The sequence below is a fragment of the Saccharothrix isguenensis genome, assembly GCF_052936305.1.
This window is the reverse complement of record NZ_CP193626.1, coordinates 2,000,501-2,025,323: the sequence shown is the minus strand read 5'-3', so window position 1 is coordinate 2,025,323 and position 24,823 is coordinate 2,000,501. Positions and strand designations below refer to the sequence as shown.

Annotated in this window: 20 protein-coding genes and 2 pseudogenes; 17 read left to right on the top strand and 5 right to left on the bottom strand. The window is 69.8% G+C overall.

All coding sequences use genetic code 11. From position 1 onward, the window contains the following. The 5 genes from katG (at position 1) to ACRAKI_RS09775 (ending at position 6,474) form a co-directional block, all read left to right on the top strand. Positions 1-2,277, top strand: coding sequence for a catalase/peroxidase HPI (gene katG / locus ACRAKI_RS09795; RefSeq protein ID WP_447006733.1), 2,277 nt, complete (start codon positions 1-3; stop codon positions 2,275-2,277). A gap of 173 nt (positions 2,278-2,450) precedes the next feature. Beyond that, entirely contained in the window at positions 2,451-3,731 is a 1,281-nt protein-coding gene (locus ACRAKI_RS09790; protein ID WP_447006732.1) for a sensor histidine kinase, read from the top strand. Then, a complete protein-coding gene (locus tag ACRAKI_RS09785) occupies positions 3,728-4,414 on the top strand; it encodes a response regulator (protein WP_447006731.1) in 687 nt (228 codons plus the stop codon). Before ACRAKI_RS09790 ends, ACRAKI_RS09785 begins: the two co-directional genes overlap by 4 nt. A gap of 60 nt (positions 4,415-4,474) precedes the next feature. Beyond that, positions 4,475-5,359: an ABC transporter ATP-binding protein gene (locus tag ACRAKI_RS09780; protein ID WP_447006730.1), complete on the top strand. Its 885-nt coding sequence runs from the start codon at positions 4,475-4,477 to the stop codon at positions 5,357-5,359. Then, entirely contained in the window at positions 5,359-6,474 is a 1,116-nt protein-coding gene (locus ACRAKI_RS09775) for an ABC transporter permease (protein WP_447006729.1), read from the top strand. The genes ACRAKI_RS09780 and ACRAKI_RS09775 overlap by 1 nt, the downstream gene beginning before the upstream one ends. A gap of 592 nt (positions 6,475-7,066) precedes the next feature. Here ACRAKI_RS09775 and ACRAKI_RS09770 read toward each other — a convergent pair. Continuing rightward, a complete protein-coding gene (locus tag ACRAKI_RS09770) occupies positions 7,067-7,957 on the bottom strand; it encodes a GerMN domain-containing protein (protein ID WP_447006728.1) in 891 nt (296 codons plus the stop codon). 74 nt (positions 7,958-8,031) lie between these two features. On the opposite strand from ACRAKI_RS09770, the pseudogene ACRAKI_RS09765 reads away from it, so the two are divergent. The 8 genes and pseudogenes from ACRAKI_RS09765 to ACRAKI_RS09730 form a co-directional block, all read left to right on the top strand. After that, positions 8,032-8,262 (top strand): annotated as a pseudogene (locus ACRAKI_RS09765) (hypothetical protein); the annotation flags it as partial. 112 nt (positions 8,263-8,374) lie between these two features. Further along, a pseudogene (locus ACRAKI_RS09760) lies at positions 8,375-8,530 on the top strand (helix-turn-helix domain-containing protein); the annotation flags it as partial. Between the two features lie 203 nt (positions 8,531-8,733). Continuing rightward, a complete protein-coding gene (locus ACRAKI_RS09755; RefSeq protein WP_447006727.1) occupies positions 8,734-8,973 on the top strand; it encodes a transposase in 240 nt (79 codons plus the stop codon). A 372-nt stretch (positions 8,974-9,345) separates the two neighbouring features. Then, complete coding sequence (locus tag ACRAKI_RS09750) at positions 9,346-10,056, top strand: class I SAM-dependent methyltransferase (protein WP_447006726.1); 711 nt, start codon at positions 9,346-9,348, stop codon at positions 10,054-10,056. A 155-nt stretch (positions 10,057-10,211) separates the two neighbouring features. After that, on the top strand, positions 10,212-10,640 hold the full coding sequence (locus ACRAKI_RS09745) for a DUF6892 domain-containing protein (RefSeq protein ID WP_447006725.1): 429 nt from the start codon (positions 10,212-10,214) through the stop codon (positions 10,638-10,640). A 916-nt stretch (positions 10,641-11,556) separates the two neighbouring features. Next, positions 11,557-11,781, top strand: coding sequence for a hypothetical protein (locus tag ACRAKI_RS09740; RefSeq protein ID WP_447006724.1), 225 nt, complete (start codon positions 11,557-11,559; stop codon positions 11,779-11,781). 327 nt (positions 11,782-12,108) lie between these two features. Then, positions 12,109-13,287, top strand: a complete 1,179-nt coding sequence (locus ACRAKI_RS09735) for an alpha/beta hydrolase family protein (protein WP_447006723.1) — start codon at positions 12,109-12,111, stop codon at positions 13,285-13,287. 1,147 nt (positions 13,288-14,434) lie between these two features. Further along, a complete protein-coding gene (locus ACRAKI_RS09730; protein WP_447006722.1) occupies positions 14,435-14,956 on the top strand; it encodes an integrase core domain-containing protein in 522 nt (173 codons plus the stop codon). A 268-nt stretch (positions 14,957-15,224) separates the two neighbouring features. Here the strand turns inward: ACRAKI_RS09730 and ACRAKI_RS09725 are convergent, their stop codons facing one another. Continuing rightward, positions 15,225-16,253, bottom strand: coding sequence for a zinc-binding dehydrogenase (locus ACRAKI_RS09725; RefSeq protein ID WP_447008374.1), 1,029 nt, complete (start codon positions 16,251-16,253; stop codon positions 15,225-15,227). Positions 16,254-16,293: 40 nt separating this feature from the next. Here ACRAKI_RS09725 and ACRAKI_RS09720 point away from each other — a divergent pair, with 40 nt between their 5' ends. Beyond that, entirely contained in the window at positions 16,294-16,920 is a 627-nt protein-coding gene (locus ACRAKI_RS09720) for a TetR/AcrR family transcriptional regulator (RefSeq protein WP_447006721.1), read from the top strand. 304 nt (positions 16,921-17,224) lie between these two features. On the opposite strand, the gene ACRAKI_RS09715 is transcribed toward ACRAKI_RS09720, so the two are convergent. After that, on the bottom strand, positions 17,225-18,403 hold the full coding sequence (locus tag ACRAKI_RS09715) for a serine hydrolase domain-containing protein (RefSeq protein WP_447006720.1): 1,179 nt from the start codon (positions 18,401-18,403) through the stop codon (positions 17,225-17,227). 313 nt (positions 18,404-18,716) lie between these two features. Next, a complete protein-coding gene (locus tag ACRAKI_RS09710; protein ID WP_447008373.1) occupies positions 18,717-19,850 on the bottom strand; it encodes a serine hydrolase domain-containing protein in 1,134 nt (377 codons plus the stop codon). Between the two features lie 291 nt (positions 19,851-20,141). On the opposite strand from ACRAKI_RS09710, the gene ACRAKI_RS09705 reads away from it, so the two are divergent. The 3 genes from ACRAKI_RS09705 (at position 20,142) to ACRAKI_RS09695 (ending at position 22,227) form a co-directional block, all read left to right on the top strand. Beyond that, positions 20,142-21,344 (top strand): sensor histidine kinase, encoded by a 1,203-nt coding sequence (locus tag ACRAKI_RS09705; RefSeq protein ID WP_447006719.1) that lies wholly within the window; start codon positions 20,142-20,144, stop codon positions 21,342-21,344. Then, complete coding sequence (locus tag ACRAKI_RS09700; RefSeq protein WP_447006718.1) at positions 21,332-21,988, top strand: response regulator; 657 nt, start codon at positions 21,332-21,334, stop codon at positions 21,986-21,988. The genes ACRAKI_RS09705 and ACRAKI_RS09700 overlap by 13 nt, the downstream gene beginning before the upstream one ends. Positions 21,989-22,053: 65 nt before the next feature. Then, positions 22,054-22,227: a hypothetical protein gene (locus tag ACRAKI_RS09695; protein ID WP_447006717.1), complete on the top strand. Its 174-nt coding sequence runs from the start codon at positions 22,054-22,056 to the stop codon at positions 22,225-22,227. 91 nt (positions 22,228-22,318) lie between these two features. On the opposite strand, the gene ACRAKI_RS09690 is transcribed toward ACRAKI_RS09695, so the two are convergent. After that, entirely contained in the window at positions 22,319-24,820 is a 2,502-nt protein-coding gene (locus ACRAKI_RS09690; RefSeq protein WP_447006716.1) for an ABC transporter permease, read from the bottom strand. Between the last annotated feature and the right edge of the window lie 3 nt (positions 24,821-24,823).

Here is a 24,823-nt window from a genome sequence, read left to right as displayed (position 1 = left end):
TTGAGCGACCTCGGGAAGACGCCCCCCTCAAGCGCACAGGGCGTGGACCAGAAGGCCGCGGTCGGCTGCCCGGTCGCGCACGACTCCGTGACCGCGCACGGCAGCGAAAGCGAGAACCCGGCGATCGACTCGCCGACCCCGAAGACCGGCGGCCGTCCGCGCACGAACCGGGATTGGTGGCCCAACCAGCTCGACCTCTCGGTGCTGGGCGCGCACTCGACGAAGAGCAACCCGCTGGGGGCGAACTTCAGCTACGCCGCGGAGTTCGCCAAGCTCGACGTCGAGGCGCTGAAGCGCGACATCACCGAGGTGCTCACCACCTCGCAGGACTGGTGGCCCGCCGACTTCGGCCACTACGGCGGCCTGATGATCCGGATGAGCTGGCACGCCGCCGGCACCTACCGCATCCACGACGGCCGCGGCGGCGCGGGCGACGGCGGTCAGCGCTTCGCCCCGCTCAACAGCTGGCCCGACAACGCCAACCTCGACAAGGCGCGCCGGCTGCTGTGGCCGGTCAAGCAGAAGTACGGCCAGAAGGTCTCATGGGCCGACCTGCTCGTGCTCGCCGGCAACGTGGCCCTGGAGTCGATGGGCTTCAAGACCTTCGGCTTCGGCTTCGGCCGCGAGGACGTCTGGGAGCCGGAGGAGATCTTCTGGGGCCCGGAGGACGCCTGGCTGGGTGACGAGCGCTACGTCAGCGAGTCGGAGATGGCGCCCGAGGTCGGCGCGACCGAGATGGGGCTGATCTACGTCAACCCCGAGGGCCCGCGCGGCAACGCGGACCCGCTCGCGGCGGCGCACTTCATCCGGCAGACCTTCGGCCGGATGGCGATGAACGACGAGGAGACCGTGGCCCTCATCGCGGGCGGCCACACCTTCGGCAAGACCCACGGCGCCGGCGTGGCCGACAGCCACGTGGGCCCGGAGCCCGAAGGCGCCCCGTTGGAGGCGCAGGGCCTGGGCTGGCTGAGCACCTACGGCAGCGGCAAGGGCGCCGACACGATCACCAGCGGTCTCGAGGTGACGTGGACGGACAAGCCGACGCAGTGGAGCAACCGGTTCTTCGAGATCCTCTTCGGCTACGAGTGGGAGCTCACCACGAGCCCCGGCGGCGCCAAGCAGTGGGTCGCCAAGGACGCCGAGGCGATCATCCCCGACGCGCACGACCCGGCCAAGAAGCACAAGCCGACCATGCTGACGACGGACCTGTCGCTGCGCGTCGACCCGGCGTACGAGAAGATCTCCCGCCGCTTCCTGGAGAACCCCGACGAGTTCGCGCTGGCCTTCGCCAAGGCCTGGTACAAGCTGCTGCACCGCGACATGGGTCCGGCCAGCCGCTACCTCGGACCGTGGGTCCCCGAGGCCCAGCTGTGGCAGGACCCGGTGCCGGCCGTCGACCACGACCTCGTGGGCGACACCGACATCGCCGCGCTCAAGGCGAAGGTCCTCGAGACCGGACTCACCACCACCGAGCTGATCAGCACCGCCTGGGCCTCCGCCGCGAGCTTCCGCTCCACCGACAAGCGCGGCGGCGCGAACGGCGCCCGGATCCGCCTGGAGCCCCAGCGCAACTGGGAGGTCAACCAGCCCGAGCAGCTCGGGAAGGTGCTGGAGGTCCTGGAGGGCGTCCAGCGCGAGTTCAACGAGGCGGGCGGCGCGAAGATCTCGCTCGCCGACCTGATCGTGCTGGCCGGTTCGGCCGCCGTCGAGAAGGCGGCGCGCGACGCCGGCTTCGAGGTGACCGTGCCGTTCCGCCCGGGTCGCACCGACGCCGTCCAGGAGCAGACCGACGTCGAGTCGTTCAAGGTCCTGGAGCCGCGCGCCGACGGGTTCCGCAACTACCTGCGGGCCGGCGAGAAGCTCCAGCCCGAGGTGCTGCTCGTCGAGCGCGCGTACATGCTCGACCTGACGGCGCCGGAGATGACCGTCCTCCTCGGCGGTCTGCGGTCCCTGGAGGCCAACCACGGCGGCAGCCGGCACGGCGTCCTCACCGACCGGCCCGGCGTGCTCACCAACGACTTCTTCACCAACCTCCTCTCGCCGGGCACCCGGTGGAAGGCGTCGGAGTCCGAGGAGCACGTGTACGAGATCCGGGACGTGGCCACCGACGAGCTGAAGTGGACCGCCACGGCGGTCGACCTCGTCTTCGGCTCCAACTCGCAGCTGCGCGCCCTCGCCGAGGTCTACGCCAGTGACGACGCCCGCGAGAAGTTCGTGGCCGACTTCGTCGCGGCCTGGACCAAGGTCATGGAACTCGACCGGTTCGACCTCGCCTGATCCGCTTCACCGACGAGCCCGGCCGATCCGCCAGTGATCGGCCGGGCTCGTCCCTGTCCGCCCACTGTCGCCGGGGGTGATCAGCCCGGTCTCGCAGGCGCCTCGCGGTGACCACCGCTGGACCGTGGTGGTCCGGCGTGCTGGGCGAACGCCGGCCGGGTTACGTTCTCGGCATGGCGGACGAATGGTCGCGTGAGCCCGTGTGGGCGCAGTGGCGGCGTCCCGGCCCCACTGCGGCCCAGCGGCGGCACGACGTCTGGCTGGCGCTCGCGGCGCTGGCGGGCGCGACGGCGGTGACGGTGCTGGTCAACAGCATGGGCGCGATGGTGTTCGACGACGTGGTGTCGATGCCGGAGCAACTCGCCTGGGGCGCTGCCCTGACGCTGCCGCTGGTGGCACGACGGCGGTTCCCGGTGGCCGTGCTGCTCGTGGTCGGCGGGCTGTTGATCGCGGCGCAGGCACGACAGGTGGGCGACAACCTCGTGCCCTCGGTCGCGTTGTTCCTGGCCATGTTCAGCGCCGGCGCGTGGGGGCAGGACCGGACGCGGGCGCGGTGGGCGCGGGTCGCGGTGATCGTGGTGATGTTCGCCTGGCTCGGGTTCGGGCTGGTGCAGTTCCTGGTGCGCCCCGCGCCGTCGTTCGAGGGAGCGGCCGGTCCGCTGGACCCGGTGATCGCGTCGGTGCTCTACGGCATCGGGTTCAACCTGCTGTTCTTCCTCTCCTCGTACTTCTTCGGCGACATGGCGTGGGAATCGGCCCGCCGACAGGCCGAGCTGGAGCACCGCGCCGAGCAACTGCGCCGGTCGCAGGAGCAGAACACGCGTGGCGCGATCGTCGCCGAACGCGTCCGCATCGCCCGTGACCTGCACGACGTCGTCGCGCACCACGTGTCGGTGATGGGCGTGCAGGCGGGCGCGGCGCGGCGGGTGCTCGACCGCGACCTCGACCTGGCCCGCGAGGCGTTGCGGACCGTCGAGGACACCGCGCGCACCGCGATCGGCGAACTGCGCGGGCTGCTGGGCGTGCTGCGTGCCGACCAGGAGGAGGTCCGCGACAAGGAGGGCGAGACGTCGTCACCGGGCCTGGACCAGCTTCCTGAGCTGGCCGAACTGGCGCGGTCGGCGGGGCTCGACGTGGAGCACGGCGTGTACGGCGACCCCCGGCCGGTGCCGGAGGGCGTCGCGCTGTCGGTGTACCGGATCGTGCAGGAGTCGTTGACGAACGTGGTGAAGCACGCGGACGCGCGCAAGGCGGACGTGCGGGTGCGGTTCCTGGAGAACTCGCTGGAGGTCGAGGTGGCCGACGACGGGCGCGGCTCCAAGGGCACGTCGGTGGGCCTCACCGGGTTCGGCCTGGTCGGCATGCGGGAACGGGTCGCGGTGCACGGCGGCGAGTTGGAAGCCGGACCCCGCCGTGACGCCGGGTACCGGGTCCGTGCGAGGTTCCCGGCATGACGACCCCCTTGCGCGTGGTGCTCGCCGACGACCAGGACCTGGTGCGGGCGGGCTTCCGGGTGATCCTCGGCACCGAGGACGACATCGAGGTGGTCGGCGAGGCCCGTGACGGCGTCGAGGCCGTGGACGTGGTCGGCCGGCTCCAGCCGGACGTCGTGCTGATGGACGTGCAGATGCCGGGCATCGACGGGCTGGAGGCCACCCGGCGCATCCTCGGCCCGGCAGGCGCGGGCAACCCGATCAACGTCGTCATCCTCACCACGTTCGACCGCGAGGACTACCTGTTCGAGGCGCTGCGGGCGGGCGCGAGCGGCTTCCTGCTCAAGAACGCCTCACCCGAGGACCTGGTCGACTCGGTCCGGATCGTCGCCCGAGGTGACGCCCTGCTGTCGCCCGAGGTCACGCGGCGCGTCATCGCCCGGTTCACCGGACCGGCACCGGCAACGCCCGCGCACCGGCCGTCCGAGCTGACCGACCGCGAGTTCGAGGTGCTGGTCCACCTCGCGCGCGGCGCGAGCAACGCGGAGATCGCCGGCGCGCTGTACCTGGGGGAGACGACGGTGAAGACGCACGTGTCGCGCATCCTGGCCAAGCTGGGCCTGCGCGACCGCACGCACGCGGTCGTGTTCGCCTACGAGCACGGGATCGTGGAACCGGGCCAAGGGGGTCCTCCGCGAGGATGACCCCCGGGGTCGATCTCGCGCCGGACGTGGCGGAGGCGTGCGGGGCCTAGCGTTGCGATCATGTTGACAGTGACGTCGGTGAGCCGGAGTTTCGGCGACCACCAGGTCCTCGACGGGGTGTCCTTCGAGGTCCGGCCCGGCCGCATGACCGGGTTCCTGGGCGCGAACGGGTCCGGCAAGACCACCACCATGCGCATCGTCCTCGGTGTCCTCGCCGCGCACGGCGGCACGGTCGCCTGGCACGGCTCGCCGGTGACGGGCTCGGTGCAGCAGCGGTTCGGGTACATGCCCGAGGAACGCGGCCTGTACCCGAAGATGGCCGTCGCCGAGCAGATCGCCTGGCTCGGGCAGCTGCACGGCCTCGACAAGGACACCGCGCGGCGCAACACCGAACGCCTGCTCGACCAGCTCGAACTGGGCCACCGGGCCAAGGACAAGCTCGAAGAGCTGTCGCTGGGCAACCAGCAGCGCGCGCAGGTCGCCGCAGCACTGGTGCACGACCCCGTCATGCTGATCATGGACGAGCCGTTCTCCGGGCTGGACCCGATCGCGGTCGAGACGGTGCTCGGGGTGCTGCGCGACCGGGCCGCGAGCGGTGTGCCCGTGCTGTTCTCCAGCCACCAGCTGTCCGTGGTGGAACGGCTGTGCGACGACGTGGTGATCATCTCCGGCGGCCGGATCGCGGTCAGCGGCGCGCGGGACGAGCTGCGGACCCGGTACGGCACCACGCGGTTCGAGCTGGTGGTGGCGTCCGACGCCGGGTGGGTGCGCGACGTGCCGGGCGTCCGGGTGGTCGACGTCGACGGCCCGCGGGTGGTGTTCGAACCGGACGGTGACGCCGAAGTGGACCAGGTGGTCCTGGAAGCCGCCCTGCGCCGGGGTTCCGTGCGCAGCTTCACCCCCGTCGTGCCGACGCTCGGCGAGATCTTCATGGAGGCGATCTGATGACCGGCGTGACGGAGCGGGAGCGGGACGGCGGGTCGCGCGGGTTCGCCGCGGCCACCAGGCTGGTCGCCGAGCGGGAGATGAAGACGTTCCTGCGCACCAGGGCGTTCTGGATCGGCCTCGGCGTGATCGTGGTCGGGTTGTTCGCGATGTCGATCCTGCCGACCGTGCTCGGTGGCGGTGAGACCAAGGTGGCCACGGTCGGCTCGCAGGCCGCAGAGGCGTTGACGGACACCGGTGTGGAGGTCCGCGAGGTTGCCGACCTGGCCGCCGCCGAGGCGTTGATCCGGTCGGAGGAGGTGGAGGCGGCGGTCGTGCCGGACACCACGGGCGAGTCCGCCACGGGCATCCGGGTCGTCGCGTTGGCCGACCCGCCGACCGACGTCGTGGCCGCGCTGCGCACCGCGCCGCCGGTCGACCTGCTCGACCCGGCCGAGGTCGGCCAGGGCCAGCGACAGCTCGTGATCATGGTGTTCGCGTTGCTGTTCCTCATGTTCGGGATGGGCGGGACGGCGATCGCGCAGAGCACCGTCACCGAGAAGCAGACGCGGATCGTGGAGATCCTGGTGTCGACGGTGCCGGTGCGCGCGCTGCTGGCGGGCAAGATCGTGGGCCACTCGCTGCTGACGATCGGCCAGGTGCTGGTGATCGCGGTGGCCGCGCCGGTGGCGATGCGGCTGGGCGGCCACTCGGAGCTGCTGGCGCTGGTCGCGCCCGCGCTGGGCTGGTTCGTGCCGTTCCTGGTGTTGGGCTTCGTGCTGCTGGCCGCGATGTGGGCGGTGGCAGGGTCGTTGGTCAGCAGGCAGGAGGACTTGGGTTCGAGCATGGGCCTGGTGATGCTCCTGGTGATGGGACCGTACTTCGGCGTGATGTTCTTCTCCGACAACGTCGCCGTGCTCACCGTGCTGTCGTTCCTGCCGTTCTCGTCGGCGATCGCGATGCCGGTGCGGCTGTTCGCCGGTGACGCGGCGCTGTGGGAACCGCTGCTGGCCATGGGGCTGCTGGCCGGGACGGTCGTGCTGACCGTGCTGCTGGCGAGCCGGGTGTACTCGGGATCGTTGCTGCACACCGGCGGCAAGCTCGCCCTCTCCAAGGCGTGGTCCAGGGAGGCCTAGTGGCGTGTCGCTGCTTAGCTATGGCTCCTGGTGCTGGGAGGTTGCTGTCCGGCAGGTCCCCTTTCCCTGCCGGACAAGGACTTGATCCGGCTGACCACCACGGGGGTGCATCCGGCGTCGGCGATCAGGCGGGCGCGGGTGCTGCTCGCACTGGACACCTCGGTGGGCCAGCCGAGCCGAAGGATGTGATCGCGGCCCGGCTCGGGGTCTCGGGTCGAGATGCTGCGGCTGGTCGCCAAGCGGTTCACCGGGACCGGTGGTGATGTCCTTGCCACCGTCTCGCGCAAAAAGCGTGATCTTCCTCCGGTGCGTCCCCGGTGAGCGGTGAGGTCGAGGCCCGGCTGATCGCCCTGGCGTGCTCGCGGTGATCGAGCACACGAGCCGACGAATCAGGGTCCTCGACGTCACCACGCACCCAACCGCCGCCTGGGTCACGCGTGGCGCACCCAGGTGACGCTCCCCGACTCGTGCGCGGGGGAAGCCGGGATCGCGCTGCGACCGATCACCGAGGTCTACGGCGGCCCGGCGGTGTTCACGTGCGAGGTGCCCGGCCTGCTGACCGCGGGCCGTCGTCACCGTCTGAGCGCCCGGCTCACCTGCCGAGGTTCACCGGGATCTCGCTCACCACGACCTCGCTGCCGTCCTGAGCCGATGCGTACCAGGCGATGACCTTGCCGGGACCCGCGGCGACGACGGTGAAGCGCAGGGTGGTGTCGAACGTGCCGCGGGTGCCGGTGCCCGACGTGGCCATCACCGGCTGCTCGACCAGCGCCTTGCCCGCGGCGTCGGTGACGCGCAGGGAGAACTGGGCCTCGAACACGTTCGCCGACCCGTACACGCGCAGCGGGCTCGTGACGTCGGTGCCGAACACCGGGGACTCCACCAGGACCGCCGGGGCGAAGTCCTCGTAGTCGCCGCGGGTCTGCGGGCGGTCGATGACCACGCCCTCGCCGCCGAGCGCCGTGACCGGCTCGCCGTCCAGGCGCAGCTCCACCCGCTCCACCGAGCTGAACTGGGTGAGGGTGAACACCAGCTGGGCGAGTCTGCCCATCATCGAGAAGGAGCCGCCGCCGGAGGCGTACTGCCCGGACAGGTCCACCGTCACGGTTCCGTCCGCCAGGTTGACGCCGCGCAGCCCGGTCCCGGCCGGCACCGTGCTGGACATCCCCGCCGCCTGCTCGGCCTCGCTGGGACCGGCGAGCAGCGCGCGCACCGCGGCCGCGGCGACACCGGGCCCTGGGAGGTCTCGGGACGCGGGCACCAGCTTCTCGTCCCGCAGGAAGTACACCGAGCCCGCCACCACCACGTCGGGCTCGACGGTCGGGCTGTGCGCCGGGGTGGTCGGAGCGCCCGTCGTCGGGGTCGAGGTCGAGGTCGAGCTGCCGGTGGGGACGCCACCAGGTTCCTCCGTGCCGGGCTCGGGCGAGGTGCACCCGCTCACCACAACCAGCGCGGCGGCGAGAACGGCGGTCAGTCGTCGCATGTGACCCTCCCTGCGTACAGCGGCACGCAGATCATGACGGGTGGGCGATTCACCGGCGCGACCGGTTCCGGCGGATGGCGTGCATATTGAGTAGAAAGCGATCGTCATCCTGTAAGTCGATCACCGTGATCGAGGTCGAGGGTGCGCACCGGTTGTCGCCTGCGGAGCGTGAGGTGCTGCGGTTGCGGGTGGTGACCGCGTTGGAGGCCGGCTATCGGCAGGCCAGGGAGGTGTTCGGGGTCTCCGAACGCTCGGTGGGCACCTGGTGGCGCGCCTACCCACGGGACGGCCGCGACGGCCTGGCGACCCGCCGGGGGACGTCCCGGCCCCGCCGAACTGATCGGTCCGGAGGACCGGAGCAGGCTGTTCACGGTGATGGCCGACTACACACCCGAGAGCTGCTGATCGGCGGCCCACCTGTGGACCCGCCAGGCGGTGGTCCAGCTGATCCGGCTCGTCGTCGGGGTCGACATGACCGAACAGGGCGTCGGGTTGTGGCTACGTCGCCACGGGTTCACCCCGCAACGCCCGGCCCGACGCGCCTACGAACAGCAGGCCGCCGCGGTGCGTGCGTGGCTCGACGAGCAGTACCCGGCGATCGAGACCAGCGAAGGCGGAGGGCGCCGCGATCGCGTGGGGCGACCGGTGCGGGCTGCGCTCCGACGCCGCACCACCCGGCCGGTCCTGGGCGCCCAAGGGACGCACGCCGATCGTGCGGGTGGCCGGAAACCGACTGCGGGTGAACCACAGCGCGCCGCCGCCTCACGCGGCGCGCTGTGGTTCACCGTGTACACCGAACGCTTCACCGCACCGGTGTTCACCGGCTTCCTCGACCGCACGGCGCGCCAGGCCGGCCGGAAGACCCACGTCACGTCATCGCCGGCTGGCACCCGGTCCACCGCAGCAAGGCCGTCAGCGCCTGGCTGCAGGACAACGCCGACCGGATCGAACTACACCTGATGCCCTGCTACAGCCGGGAGTTCAACCCCGACACGTCCCTTGATCTGCACGGATAACGTTTCGGCAGGAACAGTGACGAAAGCACCGTATCCAAACCAGGCGCGAAGCACTGAAGTGCAGCACCAGAACCACCTGCTCCTCCGCGCTGCCGTTGCCGCAGTGGCCTGTCAACGGCATCATCGTCTTCCAACCGGCCGATGAAGGCGGCACCTACGGAGGCCTAGCGGTCCCCAGGATGGACCTGTTGGGCCCGGTCGGCGGGGGTTTTTTGAGGTTGCCACGGGAGAGGAAGCGGTTGTAGGGATGGAAGCCCTACAAGCCCCTCGCAACCAATCCACTCGCAATCCGACTTCTTGATCGTCACTCAAGTTCGGAGCATCCTGCAATACACGTGCACGACACAACCGGTGCGACGTAGAATCGACCAAATGGATCTGAACACTGTTGCGGTGCCCCATACCCTCGCCCACTTGAAGCCATTGCTGCCGGCACCCTCGGCTCGGATTCTCGAGGCAGGTTGCGGCCGTGGCGCTCTGGCTGCCGCCCTGGCGGACTTGGGCTACAAAGTCACCGGCGTGGACCGCAACGCCGATATGGCCGCTGCCGCCACGAAGCGCGGAGTGCCTGTCATCGAAGCCGATGTCATGGACGTCTCCGGCGAGTACGACGTCGTACTGTTCACGCGCTCCTTGCACCACGCCGAGAGCCTCGACGACATCCTGGCCCATGCCGCCACACTGCTCGCTCCGGGCGGGCAGGTCATCATCGAGGAGTTCGCCTGGGAGCGCGTGGACCACGCCGGTGCGCACTTCGTCTACGACAACCGCGCGATGCTGGTCGCCGCGGGCCTCCTCGACGCCGACCACCCCTCCGGTGATCTCCTCGATGCGTGGATTGGTGCCCACAATTCGCTCCACCCGGGTTCCGCCATGCTCGCCGCGTTGAGCCGCATCGGCTCCGACCTGACCACGGTGGACACCAGCATCCTGTGGCGTTTGGTCGATGGACGCGGCGGTTCCTGGATCGAGCCCGCCACCCGTGCCGCCGATGCCTTGAACGCCATGCGCAAAGCGGAGGAACGCCGCATCGCCTACGGCATGCTTCCTTCGGTCGGTCTGCCCGCCTCTGTCCGCCGATGATGCCTCCGCGTTAACCGACGCAGGGCACCTTGCAGCGCATCCGGGACCGGGCGATCGTCAAAGACGACTACACGACCACTACTACCTGGCCTTGGGGCAAGCCCAGTGGTCGGTGTCTGCCCGGATTGCCAGGGCGGTCTGGTAGATAGTGGGGCATGTTCCGCGACTTCAATTTCAAGCTGCTGGTCATCGACAAGCTCGTGTACCGGGACAAGGTGATCCAGCCTCGTTTCAGGATCGCCGACATTCTCCACGCCAAGGGCGCCACAGGCGACCTGTGGAAGTACCTGTACAAGCAGAACCTGCTGTACACCGTCCTGGAGGAAGCCCGCCAGTACTTCACCGATTTGGAGATCACCCCAGACCAACTGGCCGCCGTGGACGAACTGATCACCCACGGACTGGAGATCCACCACCAATGCTCCCCGTTCTGGGATGGAGAAGACGACCTCTTCGACGTCACCTCACTGGACGACCTCGCCCTGCTGCCCAACCTCCGGGTGATCCACGGCGGATACGAGGCCATGATGGCCGCCCCCGGCGCCCAGGACACCCTTAAGGCATGCGGAATCGCCGTGAAATGAGCAGCGCTTGGCACCGCCCATCAGCCCCACCGCGCTCACCCTGAGGGGAGCCCTGCACCTGCTGGCCGCTGAAGCCGCGGCCGCCACCCACGACATCGCCGGGAGTGACCACCTGACGGCCATCGCAGCCGATGCCGCGACCACTCTGGGGCTACCGTCGGAATTAGGGCGAGCTGCCCGAACTCTGCCACAGGGTGGCCGACTCGACCGTACGGCGCGTGCTCAAGCGCCTGCGGATCCCACCCGCTCCCCGACGCGACAGCGACGCCTCGTGGCGGCGGTTCCTGCGCTGAGAACAGTGCTGAACCGCTATGCGGCCCACTACAACCACCGCCGACCCCACCAAGCACTACAACTCGCACCACCACGACCGGACCACCACCCGATCGCAAAGCCGGGCAACACGTCGATACGCCGCCGACCAGTCCTCGGTGGCTCCATCAACGAGTACGAACCACGGCAGCCCAACCGCAGGTCAAACCACGTAGCCGGCGTTTGACACCCCGCAGGGCCAAGAACGGGAGAAGGGCGTCGATATCCGGTTCAACCCGGGCGACGTGTTCCCGAAGTGGTTTGCGCGCACGGGGTGCTCACCGACCGACCTCATGCGACAGGAGGGTCTCGGCCTGCCTGACGAGGTCGGCGCGACGCTGTGCGCCTGGATGGGGACCAGGACCGGCCGTCTACACGGCTACGTGGTGTACGAGCGTGAGACGCCGTTCGGGACGTTGCCGCTCGCGCAGACCGTGCCCCTCTGGTTCTTGCGGGAGGTGTATCCGCACGGTGAAATTCGTTCTGACAGATTCACCCGAACGTGGACCTCTTTGATGTGCGTGGCTGTCGACACTCGCTCTTGATGTAGAGGATCATCGGTGCGATTCATAATCGACCTCGGAAGGCCGTCATACCCATGCGCATGATCGAAAAACTCGCCATCGCAACCGCTGCGACCGGCGCGGCGTTGTTTGCCGCGCCGGCGGCCCACGCCGGCGTCCTCGACGGCGTGCTGAACAACGCCCACGTCATTGATGACATCTCGTCGTTGAGCAGCATCATCAACTCTGACTCGACGAGCGAGGAAAACTCCAACGCCAACACTGCGGGCGGTCACCACGTCACCAATCTTGGCAGCCTGGACTGACTCGTGATCGTTGTCGAGGCACCGCGACAGCCCGAGAACGGCGACGAATGGTTCTACTTCGAGGACCAGTCGTAGTCGCCATGACAGCGTGAGCGACCCGGTTGCCGCAGCTCCGGCATGCAACGACGATCCGCGCGTGTCGAGGACTCCCCGAAAGCCGATGCCGGCGAGCTTCACGGATCGGGGGAAGGTGGAGCGCGCCAGGGGTCGACTGTGTCGTGGAGTGGGATCCGGCGCTGGGACATCGCGCACGGACGCCGACTTCAGGCATGATCACGCCCGGCCGGTACGGGGTGTGCCGAGCGCGGCGTGCGGAGGGGGTTGTCGATGCTGGAGGAGGATGTCTTCTTCCTGTCGTCTGCGTCGTTGGGGGGCGTGGCCGGCGAGGTGATCCGATCACGGCCGTTGACCGGGCCGGCCGCGTTGAGCTCGGCGTCGCGCAACGACCTGGTGCTGTACCGGTCGACCGCGGTGGACGGCACCCCGATCGCGGTGTCGGGCATCGTGGCGCTGCCGCCCGCTCCTGCGCCGCAGGACGGCTATCCATTGGTGAGCTGGGCGCACGGCACCCTGGGGCTGGGCGACAAGTGCGCCCCCTCGCGCGACTCGCCGGAGCTGGCGGAGCGGCTGCCGGAGCACCACCGGATCAACCAGGCCCCGCACGTGCTGCTCAACGCCTTGCTGCAGGCGGGTTGGGCGGTCGCGATGACCGACTACGAAGGACTGGGCGCCAAGGGTGTCCACCCCTACCTGCTGGGCGAGTCCGAAGCCTACGGCGTGCTGGACATCGCCGTGGCCGCCCGGAACCTGCACCCGCACATCTCCACCCGGCTGGCGGTCGTCGGGCACTCCCAGGGCGGGCAGGCCGCCCTGTTCGCCGGCCACCACGCTCCCACCCGCACACCCGGACTGGACCTGTGCGCGGTCGCGGCGCTGGCACCGGCCTCGCACATCAAGGACGACGTGCTCGCCGGCAGCCGCTACTCCGGAACCACACCCGGGCTGGCGTTCACCCCGATGCTGCTCACCGGCGCGATCATCGGCTCGACCGCCGGGGCCACCGCCGGCGACACCGTCATCGACCCGCGCCAAGTGCTCACCGACCGGGCCTACGAGCTGTTCGCGTCCTCCGGTGACCGCTGCCGCGTGGAACTGTCCACCACCGAGCTGTGGGGCGGTATCCCCGGCACCGAACAGTTCCGCGGCGACCTCGCCGGCGACCCCAACCCCCACCAGCGCGAGTTCCTGCGCCAACTCGACCTGACCAACCCCGCCCTGTCCATCCCCGCCCCCGTCCGGATCTCCCACGCCCAGAAGGACACCCGCGTCGCCATCGCCCACACCAACCGGCTCGTCCCCGAACTCGCCGCCCTGGGCAACGACATCACCTACCGCATCCACCCCACCACCGCCGACGCCGGCACCCTCGGCCCCCACTTCGGACTACTCACCACCGACACCCCCGAACTCCTGCAATGGCTGCACCGACACGTGACCGCCGCGTAACCGGCAACACCCGCCCTGCACCTGCTCAAGTCAGTCAGCGTTGACGTACCAAACCCTGCTACCTCAACACATCGCGAGCGAGAACAACCGGTACAGCAGGATCACCGACGCCGACCGGTGGACTCCGCCCCGCAGTCCTGGATCACTCGAGGCGCATTCACCGGACTCGACGGACCATCCTCAGCGGACATGCGCGGAAGGGGGACCTGCCGGTGCCGCGCCGGGGGGCCGCACGAACCCGTCGCTCACCGTCGGCGGTCGTGCTGCTGCGAGATCACCACACTGACCGGCACAGGCCACCACCGCTACCGTGGTTCCGCCACACGAATCCGAACCCGAGAGGTCCGATGAACGAGGAACAGCAACCCCAGCCCCAGACCGCCCAGCCGGAAACGCCAGCCGAGGAGACCTCCCCTGCGGCACAGGAAACGCCCGCGGCGGTCATTCCCCAGACACGCCTCGGAGGCCATAAAGTCGGTCTCGCCCTCGAACTGGAGCAGTAGCAACGAACCACGAAACCTGTGCCGCTCGAAAAGTCATCGCCGCTGGTAGAGCGAGGGCACCGTCGCCTGCGGGAGCATGGCCGGGTGATCGTGTCCCTGCTATACAAGGTGACCGGGAAGCTGCTGTCCGTCCCGGCGGTGTTGCTGCGCAGTCAAGCGGCGAAGGACGCCGAACTGCTCGCCCTGCGCCACGAGAACGCCGTACTCCGCCGGCAACTCGCCAGTCCGGTCCGCTACGAGCCCGCGGACCGGCTCTGGTTCGCCGCCCTGTCCGCGCTGGTCGATCGCCGCCGGTGGCGAGAGGTCTTCCCGGCCACGCCGGGCGCCCTGCTGGCCTGGCACCGCAAACTCATAGCCCGCAAGTGGGACCACTCCGCGCGCCGACGCACCGGACGCCCACCAACCCGAGCGGCGGTCAAGACGCTCGTGCTGCGGCTCGCCCGGGAGACCCACGATGGGGGCATCGGCGGATCCAGGGCGAGCCGGCCCGACTCGGCCACCACATCGCCCACTCGACGGTCCGGCGGATCCCGCACGACGCGGGCATCGACCCGGCACCACGTCGTGGTGGCCCGACCTGGCGGCAGTTCCTCACCGCCCAGGCCCAGGGCATCATCGCGGCGGACTTCCTCCACCTCGACGCCATGCTCGGCACACGCCTGTACGCGCTCGCGTTCCTCGAACACGACACCCGACGCCTGCACATCACCGGCGTCACCACTCACTCGACCCGGGCATGGACAACGCAACAGGCCAGGAACCTCGCCGCCGACCTCGAACACCGGACGGAGTCGCTCCGATTCCTGCTACGCGACCGCAACGGCAAGTACGGCCAGACGTTCGACGCCGTCCTCCAGGCCGACGATCTACGCGTCATCACCACCGCGCCACAGGCGCCCCGGATGAACGCTCACTGCGAAAGAGTCATCCGCACCCTCCGACGCGAACTCCTCGACCACACCCTGATCATGGGCGAGAGCCACGCACGTCAGGTCCTCACGACCTACGAAGACCACTACAACCGACACCGCCCCCACCAGGGCCGAGACCAACTACCACCCAAGACCCAACAACACCCCGCCGCGGTACACAATCTCGACACCCACAGACTGCACCGCACCCGCATCCTCGGCGGCCTCATCAACAAATACACACAGGCCGCCTGACCAGCAGCGATGACTTTCCGAACGGTACAGGGTCGTTTCGGGCCGGAACGCCGTACTCGCCAGTCGCCACGAGACGCTTGACGATCTCCTGCCGCCCCTGAGGCCGCTCCGCGCCCCGTTGCCCGGCCTCACGGTTCTTCTCGTACCCGGCTCGCCGCTCCGGGGGCATCTCGGCGACGCGCTCGGCCTTCCGCTGTTGCTGGAGAGCCTGGTACTGCTTGTCCTTCGCCCGCTGAACGCACTTCGCGGCCATGACGGCGGGCATGTCCTAAGCGTGCTGGCCGATGTCGAGGACCAGCTTGCCGCGGTCGCGGCCTTCGACGAGCGCCTGAACGGCCGTGCCCGCGTTCTTCCAGTCCTCGCGCCGGGAGATGCCCGGGGTCAGGGTGCCGTCCGCGACCCGCGCGGCCAACCAGGACAGGTCTGTGGACAGTCCGGCGTGGGCGCCCAGGAAGAAGGAGGTGATGCTGCGGTTGTTCCGGCCGTCGTGACCGGAGAAGGCCAAGGCTGGGAAGTGCTCCCCTCCGCCACTCATTTGCCCGACCGACACCAGAACGCCGTCTTCGGCGAGCTTCTCGTACGCCTGCACCATGCGTTCACCGCCGACCACGTCGATGACGCCGGCCACTGGTTCGTCGAGGTCTCCTGGCTCGCGGACCACCTCATCGGCGCCCAGTGCCCGCAGCTGGTCACCGTTGGCCTCCGGGTCACCGGTGGAGGCCACGACGTACGCGCCGCCGAGCCTGGACAGTTGCACGGCGTATCGGCCCACCGCACCGGTGGCGCCGGTCACGAGAACCCGGCGGCCGAGAATCGGGCCCAGCCTGTGCAGCGCGCGCAGCGCACTGGTGCCCGCCACCGGAACCGTGCTGACGGCGGCGAGATCGGCGCCGGCCGGCGCGACCCCGATCCAACCGGTCCGGACCGCGCGAAGCTCGGCCCACCCGCCGGCGAAGCCGAGCGTCACCACCGGTGTGCCGACAGCTGGACCCGAGCCGTCCGCGGCCGCCCGCACGACGACCCCGGCGGCATCGTAACCGGGCACGCTGCCCTCCGGAGCGGCATCCAGGTACAGGTCGCCGGGGTTGACGGAGCTGGCGATCACACGGACGACAGCCTCGTCGGCGGCCGGCTCCGGGTCGGGAACCGAGCCGAGCCGGAGGTTGCCGGGTGCGGAGTGGTCGAGGAGCAGGGCCTGCATGGGTGCCTCCCAGGTTGGTGATCGTCCCCGACCACTTTGCCACTGAGTGGCGTTTGCTTTCAAGCGGCACTTGGCACCAAGGTAAGATCCCCGCATGGCCACCGACTCCGTGTCGTCCCCCGGCCCACGGCCGACGTTGCGGGAGCGCAAGAAGCAGCGCACACGCGAGGCGCTCATCGACACCGCACTGCGCCTGTTCACACAACGTGATTTCGACAGCGTGACGCTGGACGAGCTGTGCGACCGGGTGGAGGTGTCCAAGCGCACGTTCTTCCGCACCTTCGCGAGCAAGGAAGAAGTGGCGATGGCGCCGTACGAGGACATGTGGAGAGCGTTCATCGACGAGCTGGAAACCCGGCCGGTGGCTGCGGAATGCTCGATCCTGCAGGTGCTGCAAGACGCCGTGCTCGCCGCGATGCGGACCATGGACACCGGCGAGTGGGCACACCGGCTGCTGTTCTGCACACGGCTGGCCGGCAGGACTCCGGCGATCGAGGCGCACTGCCTGTACTTCTGCGGCGTCACCGTCCGCGCCGCCCTCGACGTCCTGCACCGCAGGTTCGGGCTCGACCCACACGACCTGCGTCCCCGCCTCGCGCTGGACATCCTCGTCGCCGCTTTTCACCGCGCGCTGGAGACCTGGGCAGACCGGCCACAGGACCCCACCGCTGAGCGCCTCGCCACTGACACGCTCGTGGCCTTCGCGGCAATCCCCGGCAGCCTCACCCTCACCGGTGTCGCACCGGCCAACCGGGCGGGGTGACTCGCCCGCCGTCCGCACGGGAGCCGTCCGGTCAACATCGTGGGCTCGAACGGCTAGCGTGATCGCCGGGGGAACGCCGATCACCGCGCCACCGCCGGCCGATCAGGAACGCCGAGTGGCTCGGGCGGCGGGCGCCCCCTGCCTGCTGGTCGGATCGATCGCGGTCGGCGCTCTCTTGGCCGCCGTGCAGAACCTCGTGGTGGCGACGTTCAGGTGGCTCCTCCCCGGCGCACCACCACAGTGGACATCCCGGTGCAGTCTTGGGGCGAGGCCGTCTTCGCGCTGGCGACCGCTGCAACGGCTACTACTTCGTGGCGCACAGGGCCTTGTCGAAGAACGCGAGGACCTCGGCGCGGCCGGGTTCGTCGTTCGTCACCGCGACGGTGACCGCGCGGCCGTCGGAGGTGACCGCGGCGCGGGTCTGGTAACCGTCGGCGTCACCACCGTGACCGTAGGCGATGACACCGCAGCTCAGAGTCATCTTGATGACGCCCAGACCGTAGCTCCACCCCGCGGGAAAGCCGGGTGCCTCGATCGTCTTGCGCATGTCCGCCAGCTCCCGGGGCTTGAGCAGCCGGCCGTCGTTCAGCGCGACCAGGAACTTGTTGACGTCACTGGGGGTGGCGATCATCTGCCCCGCGGCACCGGCGATCGACGGGTCGAACCGGGTGATGTCGGTCAGCTCACCGGGGATCACCTTGCCGTTGGCGTCCCTGCTCGGCAGGTAGCCCCGCGGATGCGGCGTGCGGATCTCGCGGTCACCCGGCCCCGGGTAGTACGTCTCCTTCAGGCCGATCCGGTTGATGATCTGATCCGTGATCACCTCGGCGAGCGGCCGTCCCGCCGCCTTCTGCGCCGTCAGACCGAGCAACACGTACCCGGCGTTGCTGTAGGACCACACCCTGTCCTGACCCGGAGCGAACACCGGATCCTCCAGCAGCGCCGCGTCGAGCAACTCGCGGGCGTCGAAGTACTGGTCCTTGATCGGCAGGATTCCCTTGGGCATCGAGGGCATTGCGGAGGTCATGCCGCTGGTGTGGTTGAGCAGCTGCCTGATCGTGAGATCGCGGCCGTGCACCGCCGCACCCTTACCGCTGCCCCGCACGACACCCTGCAGGTACTTCTCCACCGGGTCGTCCAGCGCGAGCTTGCCCTCGCCAACCAGCTGCAGGACCGCCACCGCGGTGAACATCTTGGTGTTGCTGGCGATGCGCACGTAGCTGTCCGTGGGCACCTTCGACTTCGTCCGGATGTCACCCACCCCGGCGGTGTAGTTCGTCACCCGCCCGTCAGGATCGCGCACCGACATCAAAGCCCCGGGCAGCAAGCCGTCCTGGACCCCGCCGTCCTTGACCAGCGCGTCCAGACCCGCCTGCAGCGTCTTGTCGTGCCCCGGCTTCGACCTCTGCTCCCACGCACCCGCCGACGCCACCGGGGTGACCGCGAGTCCGGCGACCACCACCGCCGCGATCGCCGCGACCATCACACCACGACGCCGGCCGCAGGGCCCGTGCTGGTTCCGGCCGGGTGACTCAGACCTTGCGACAAGGCACACTCTCCCAATCGGATTGTTTTGACTGACACGCACAGTGTTGCCGCCACCCCAGCGGCCCTGCGATCCCCCGTGCTGCACGACCGCGGTACAGCCAGCACTACCTCCCGCGGTCTGCGGCCGGCGCGATCCCCCGCGAAACCACACAACGACAGAGGCTCTGTCGTGGCGCATCACCGCACCACGACAGAGCCCTGACCGCTCACTGATTCCCAGGCCTGGCAACCGGCCCTCAGACCGGAGATCATTTCGCGCACAGCGCGGCGTCGACGAGTGCGCTCCGGTCCCCGGCGACGGACTTGTCATTCACCGACCCGTTGAGCGAGGTGACCACGAGGGTCGCCGCGCGACCGTCGTCGGTGGCCGCGTTGAGCGTCGCGTAGCCCGGGATGTCGCCACCGTGGCCCCACGCGACCGTTCCGCAGCTCAGCGGCAGGCGGAAGATGCCGAGTCCGTAACCCGGCCCCGACTGCGACTCCGGGTTCATCGGGATGGTGGTGCGCATCTGCGCCAGCTGCGCCGGTTCGAGCAGCTTCCCTTCCAGCAGCGCGCGCAGGAAGGTGTTGAGGTCGCCGGGCGTGGAGACCAGCTGACCGGCTGCCCAGCCCCAGCTCGGGTCCATGCGGGTGAAGTCGAGCAGCTCCTTGGTCGTCGGGTTGCGCTGGTAGCCCCGGGGGTGCCGGCCGCGGATGTCCTGCTCGCCGACCTCGGGCGCGTACGTGTCGCGCAGACCGATCCGCTCGATGACCCTGGTGGTCACCAGTTCGTTGAACGGGCGACCGGTGACCCGTTGGGCGATCAGCCCGGCCAGGACGTAGTTCGTGTTGCTGTAGGACCAACCGCCGCCGGCGGGCACGCCGTCCTCCCGGGCGTTCGCCAGGTCGAGCAGTTCACGCGGTTCGAGGTAGACGTGCCGGTACGGGGAGAAGTCGCCCAAGGGCGCGAACATCGAGGTGGTGTAGTCGGGCAGGCCGCTGGTGTGCTGGAGCAGCCGGCGAACCGTGATCTCGGCGGCGTCCACGCCCTTCGCCCGTACCAGGCCCGGCAGGTACTTCTCGATCGATGCGTCGAGTTCCAGCTTGCCCTCGCCGACGAGCTGCAGCACGACCACGGAGGTGAACATCTTGCTCGCGCTGCCGATCCGCATCCTGCCGTTCACCGGCACCTTGCCGCCGGTCCGCAGGTCACCGATCCCGGCCGTGTAGTGGCGGGTCCGGCCGTGCCGGTCCCGGACAGCGGCCAGTGCCCCAGGGTGCCGGTCGGCACCGACGAGCTTGTCGATGCCCTGCTGGACCGCATCGCGGCGAGGCTCTGCCTGAGCGGCTGGAACCGGGCCGGTGAACGCGAGACCGCCCGCCGCGACCGCCACCGCCGTCATGGTGGCCACACGGCGACACCGCGAGGAAGTACGTCGTTTCAGCTGAGAAGTGGATGTGAACAAGGCAGGCGACTCCTGGGTTCCACGGACGTCGGTCCTGTGATGGCCGACTGGATCCAGGCTGCTCACTTCCTCCCGAGTGGACAATCCAGCCCGCTGGACAACCGGGGTAGTGGTGGCACCCCCGGATCAGGGCTGCTCCTGTCCTGGTGGGTGGGCACGACAGGAAGGCCGACTCGCGTCCGATGTGGGTTGCGCCGATCGGATAGGGTCCCGGCCCGGGGAGGTGGCATGACACGGGTGTGGCAGCGCCTGCTGGCGACGATCGATGCCGTTGCGCGCTTGATAGGTGGTTTCGGCACGGCGTTGCTCGCGATAGCTGTCCTCGTCTGGGTCGGCGTGGTCGTGCTGCTCAGCTGCGTCGGTGTCGGCGTTCTCCTGGTACCCACCGCTCTGCGCATGGTGCGGGCGGTCGCGAACCGGGAACGCGCCCGGCTCGATGTTCTCGGCCCCGGCCCGGTGCCGCGCCAGGTGCGTGCCGCGCTGCGCGACGTGTCTGTGCGGCGTGAGCTGGCCTGGCTGCCGCTGCACGCCACAGTCGGCTCCGCCATCGGGTTCATGGGGCTCGCGATACCGGCCGCGACGCTGCAGAACACGACGTACCCGTTCTGGTACCACCTGCTGCCGCCCGAGGACAACGCTCCCAGCTTCTTCTTCTGGGATCTGAACGGTCCCTTGTCCGTCGGGGCCACCGGCGTGTTCTGCGGCGCCTTCATCGTCGCACTCGGGCCGGCGCTGGTCCGGGCGCAGGAGTGGCCGGGCCGGCACCTGCTGGCGCCTCCCGCGGGGACCGACCTGTCGTTGCGCGTCGCCGAGCTGACCACCACCCGCGCCGCAGCTCTCGACGCGCACACCGCCGAGCTGCGCCGCATCGAGCGGTCGCTGCACGACGGCACGCAGAACCGGCTGGTCGCGGTGACCGTGCTGCTCGGCGCCGCCCGGCGGGCCGTGGACCGCGACCCCGACGCGGCTCACGCCGCGCTCGACCGAGCCCAGGACGCCGCCGAACAGGCACTGGCCGAACTGCGCGCGGTGGCGCGCAGCATCCTGCCCCCGGTACTGGCCGACCGTGGGCTCTCCGGTGCCCTGACCGGCCTCGCTGACAGCTGCGGCGTGCCGTGCGAGGTGGTGGTGGACGTGCCGGGCCGGTGCGCCGCCTCGGTCGAGGCCACCGCGTACTTCGTGGTGGCCGAGGCCCTCTCGAACGTGGCGAAGCACAGCCGCGCCGCGAGCGCCGTGGTGCAGGTGAACCGCAAGGGTGATCGGCTGCTGCTGCGGATCGACGACGACGGCCGGGGCGGCGCGGACGAGAACGGCGGGTCGGGCCTGTCGGGCATCCGCCGGCGCATCGATGCCTACGACGGGCGCTTCGCCCTGGACAGCCCGCCCGGCGGGCCGACGACGATGAGAGTGGAGCTGCCGTGCGGATCGTGATCGCGGAGGACGACCCGCTGCTGCGCGAGGGACTGGCGCTGCTGCTGCGAGCCGAATCGCTCGACGTGGTGGCCACCACCGACACGCCGGGATCGTTCCTGGCCGCGGTGGCCGAGCACGAGCCGGACGTCGCCATCGTCGACGTGCGGATGCCGCCCACCCACACCGACGAAGGGATTGTGGCAGCCGTCGAGGCACGCCGCCGCCGGCCCGGCCTCGCGGTGCTCGTGCTCTCGGCGTACGTGGAACGGACGTTCGCCACCGAACTGCTGGCCAACGGCGCCGACCGGCTCGGCTACCTGTTGAAGGAACGGGTGGGGCGCGTCGATGAATTCCTGACCGCGCTGCACCGGGTGGCGGGCGGTGGCACCGCCGTGGACCCCGAGGTGGTGGGCCAACTGCTGGCCCGCAACCCGCACTCCGCCGCGCTCGCCCGGCTGAGCCCACGCGAACGCGAGGTGCTCGCCCTCATGGCCGAAGGACTCGGCAACACCGCCATCGCCGAACGGCTCACCGTCACCGAAGGGGGAGTCCACAAGCACATCCGCAGCATCTTCGCGAAGCTCGACCTCGCACCCGACGACCGGGCCGACCGACGCGTCACCGCGGTCCTGCGCTACCTCCAAGGCGCCGAACCGAGGTAGTGCCGCTCACCGAGCGCATCCAGGAGGACTCGGCTGGCTCAGCCCGGACGAGTACGGCGCCGGTCGTGCGGCGTGTGATCCCGGCCAAGCCGTGCTCGCGCATGGGCAGCATCCCCGTCTTCGGCATCGGCGGTGAGCACTGCCTTGAGCATCGCGTCTCGGTGACGCAGCGGTGGGGGAACTACCGCGGCTGTTCGATGCTCGACCGCCGCGAGCGTTCTCTCCGGCCGGACGCTTGACGACCACAACCGAAGGGCGTCCTCGCGGTGCGGACACGCCCTCCGGTTGTCGTTCAACCGGATCGGGAACGTCTGCCGTCCCCGGTGATCGTCACTCCTTGACTCCGATGCCGGCGATCGGTGGGACCCGGAGCAGTCGTGCGATGGGCAGGATGGTGGTGAGCAGGGCGAGCAGCGCCGTGCCGCCGATGATGGACACCCATCCCAGCGTGGGGACATAAGGAACGCTCTGCCCGGTGAGGGTGCGCACCACTGATATCAGGGTGAGCGCGGCGATGGATCCGCCGATGAGCAGGGAAACGCCGAGCAGGCCGGACTGTTCCGCGTGGACCATTCTTCTCACCTGTTTCCGGGTGACGCCGACCATGCGCAGTGAAGCCAGTTCACGGCCTCGGGTGAGGGCGGCCATGACCATGGTGTTGGCGGCGGCCAGGGCGGCGTAACCGATCATCATGCCCATCAGCAGCTTGTTCATCCAGGCGCTCAGCGCCAGGTCGTTGGCGAGCTGGCCGGTGAGCCCGGCCGTGCTCGTCACGGTGCTGCCGGGGTGCCGGTCGGTGACGTCAGCCAGGGCGGTGGTGATGTCGGTGCCCGGTTCGGCGCGGACGAGGATCCGCTCGTAGCCGGTGGAGGCGGTGTGGCCCGCGATGACGTCCTTGGTGACGGTGAAGTCGCCGAAGCCGATGCCCCGGCCGTAGATCGCGACGATGCGCAGGGTGGCCGGTGTGCCGTCGCCGAGCCACACCTCGGCCTGGTCGCCGACTTTCCAGCCGTTCGAATCTGCTTGCAGGGTCGACACCGCCATGGCGGGTCCGCGCAGGTCGGCCAGACTGCCGCTGCGAACCTGAAGGTCCATGGTGTGCTCGACGCCGTCCGGATCGATCGCCTGCACACCGCCGCCTTCCCCGCCTCCGCCGAGGATGATCGAGGTGTTCCGCACTCCGGTGGTGGCCACCACGCCGGGAATCCCGCGTATTTCCGCGAGGGCGGTCTCAGGCAGGCCGGTGGCGGAGCTCACGGAGTGCTGGGCAAGCATCCCGGCGCGGTTCTGGGTGACGGTCTGTCGTTGCAGGTTGTCCTGGAGGAACCAGATCGAGCCACCGAGGCCGACCGTCAGCACCAGTGCGGTCAGTACGGTGACCATGCCCTGGGCGTTGGCGCGCAGGTTCGCCGCGGCCAGGTAGCCGCTGTCGCCCCACACCGCACGCAGCACCGGGCCGAGAAGCCAGGCGGCCACCCGGTTGATCCAGGGGGCGAGCAGGGCGACCGCGAGGACGAGCGCGAACAGCATGCCGAGCGCGGTACCGAGGGCAGCGTTCCCCTTCTGCGTCGTGCTGAGCGTGGTCAGGTAGATGGCACCCGCCAGGGTGACGAACCCGATGAACAGGCGGATCTTGCTGTTCCTACTGGACTCCACGGCGATCTCACCGAGCGCCTCCGTCGGGCGGATCAGCATCGTCCGACGGGCGGCGATCAGCGCGGCCCCCACCGCCGCCGCCACTGTCGCCCCCACCACGGCGGCCGCAGTCAGTGCACCGCCGCTGAACGGGAACGTGTTCGGGATGAACCCGCGGTCGACCAGTTCCCCCCGCAGCCATCGAGTGGCGAACCAGCCCGAGGGCACACCGATCACGACCGACAACAGACTGAGCAGCCCCACCTCGGTGAGGATCAACCGGGCGATCTGGCCTGGAGTCGCGGCGACGGCCCGGAGCAACGCGAGGTCGCGTCGCCGGTGCCGGACCGCAAGGCCGATGGTTCCGACCACGACGAACATCACCAGCAGCGCCACGAATCCACCGAAGATGGTGCCGAGCTGGATCAGCATGGCGCCGGCCGCCACGTCCGCGGACTGTTCCAGCTGCCCGCGCTCGGCGCCGGCGTGGGCCTTGACACCGGCCTCGGTGGCCAGCTTGCGCACGTCGGCGACCAGTGCGGCGCTGAAGGCACCTGGCTCAGCGATGACGCCGACGGCGTCGACCCGGCCCTGCCGCGGGTACACGGCCGCAGCGTGCTCGTCGGTGAAGAACACCGCGGGCGACGCGTCGGGGCCGGGGCGAGGACCGGCGTTGCGCACGAAGCCGCTGACCCGGTACACGCGTGCCGTCCCCTCCATCAGGATCGGGACCTCATCGCCGGGCGCTACCGAGCCGGCCACGCGTTCGTCCAGCGCAACCTCGTTGTCGTTCTTCGGCTGGGCACCCTTGGTCAACTGGTAGGGGGTGAGAACCGTGCTGCTCCACCCGTGCCCGGTGGCCCCGCCGTTTTCGAGGATCGCCGTCACCGACGTGTCCGCCACGACGGTGGCCACGCCCGGTACCTGCCGGAGCCGTTCGACCATCGAGGCAGGGACGGTGCCTCCCTCAGGCAGCGGTACGGTGGCCTTCTGGCCGTTCGTCGTGAGCGTGATGTCGCGATTGGCGACGACGACGTCCGTTGCGGCGTAGCGCTGCGACGCGGCCTCGTACCGCAGGCCGGACTCCACGAGCAGTCCCATCGACATCAAGATCATCACTCCGGCCGTCAAGGCCAGCAGGGTGGCGACCGCGCTGCCCTTGCGGTGGCGCAGCATCTTCGCGGCCAGCTTCAGCATCGG

Coding starts and splice junctions, on each gene's coding strand:
- ACRAKI_RS09780 (WP_447006730.1), top strand. CDS start 4,475: ATGTTGACAGTGACGTCGGTGAGCCGGAGTTTCGGCGACCACCAGGTC.
- ACRAKI_RS09775 (WP_447006729.1), top strand. CDS start 5,359: ATGACCGGCGTGACGGAGCGGGAGCGGGACGGCGGGTCGCGCGGGTTC.
- ACRAKI_RS09735 (WP_447006723.1), top strand. CDS start 12,109: ATGCTGGAGGAGGATGTCTTCTTCCTGTCGTCTGCGTCGTTGGGGGGC.
- ACRAKI_RS09790 (WP_447006732.1), top strand. CDS start 2,451: ATGGCGGACGAATGGTCGCGTGAGCCCGTGTGGGCGCAGTGGCGGCGT.
- ACRAKI_RS09785 (WP_447006731.1), top strand. CDS start 3,728: ATGACGACCCCCTTGCGCGTGGTGCTCGCCGACGACCAGGACCTGGTG.
- ACRAKI_RS09740 (WP_447006724.1), top strand. CDS start 11,557: ATGATCGAAAAACTCGCCATCGCAACCGCTGCGACCGGCGCGGCGTTG.
- ACRAKI_RS09690 (WP_447006716.1), bottom strand. CDS start 24,820: ATGCTGAAGCTGGCCGCGAAGATGCTGCGCCACCGCAAGGGCAGCGCG.
- ACRAKI_RS09725 (WP_447008374.1), bottom strand. CDS start 16,253: ATGCGGGGATCTTACCTTGGTGCCAAGTGCCGCTTGAAAGCAAACGCC.
- ACRAKI_RS09770 (WP_447006728.1), bottom strand. CDS start 7,957: ATGCGACGACTGACCGCCGTTCTCGCCGCCGCGCTGGTTGTGGTGAGC.
- ACRAKI_RS09745 (WP_447006725.1), top strand. CDS start 10,212: ATGTTCCGCGACTTCAATTTCAAGCTGCTGGTCATCGACAAGCTCGTG.
- ACRAKI_RS09730 (WP_447006722.1), top strand. CDS start 14,435: ATGCTCGGCACACGCCTGTACGCGCTCGCGTTCCTCGAACACGACACC.
- ACRAKI_RS09750 (WP_447006726.1), top strand. CDS start 9,346: ATGGATCTGAACACTGTTGCGGTGCCCCATACCCTCGCCCACTTGAAG.
- ACRAKI_RS09705 (WP_447006719.1), top strand. CDS start 20,142: ATGACACGGGTGTGGCAGCGCCTGCTGGCGACGATCGATGCCGTTGCG.
- ACRAKI_RS09710 (WP_447008373.1), bottom strand. CDS start 19,850: ATGACGGCGGTGGCGGTCGCGGCGGGCGGTCTCGCGTTCACCGGCCCG.
- ACRAKI_RS09715 (WP_447006720.1), bottom strand. CDS start 18,403: ATGGTCGCGGCGATCGCGGCGGTGGTGGTCGCCGGACTCGCGGTCACC.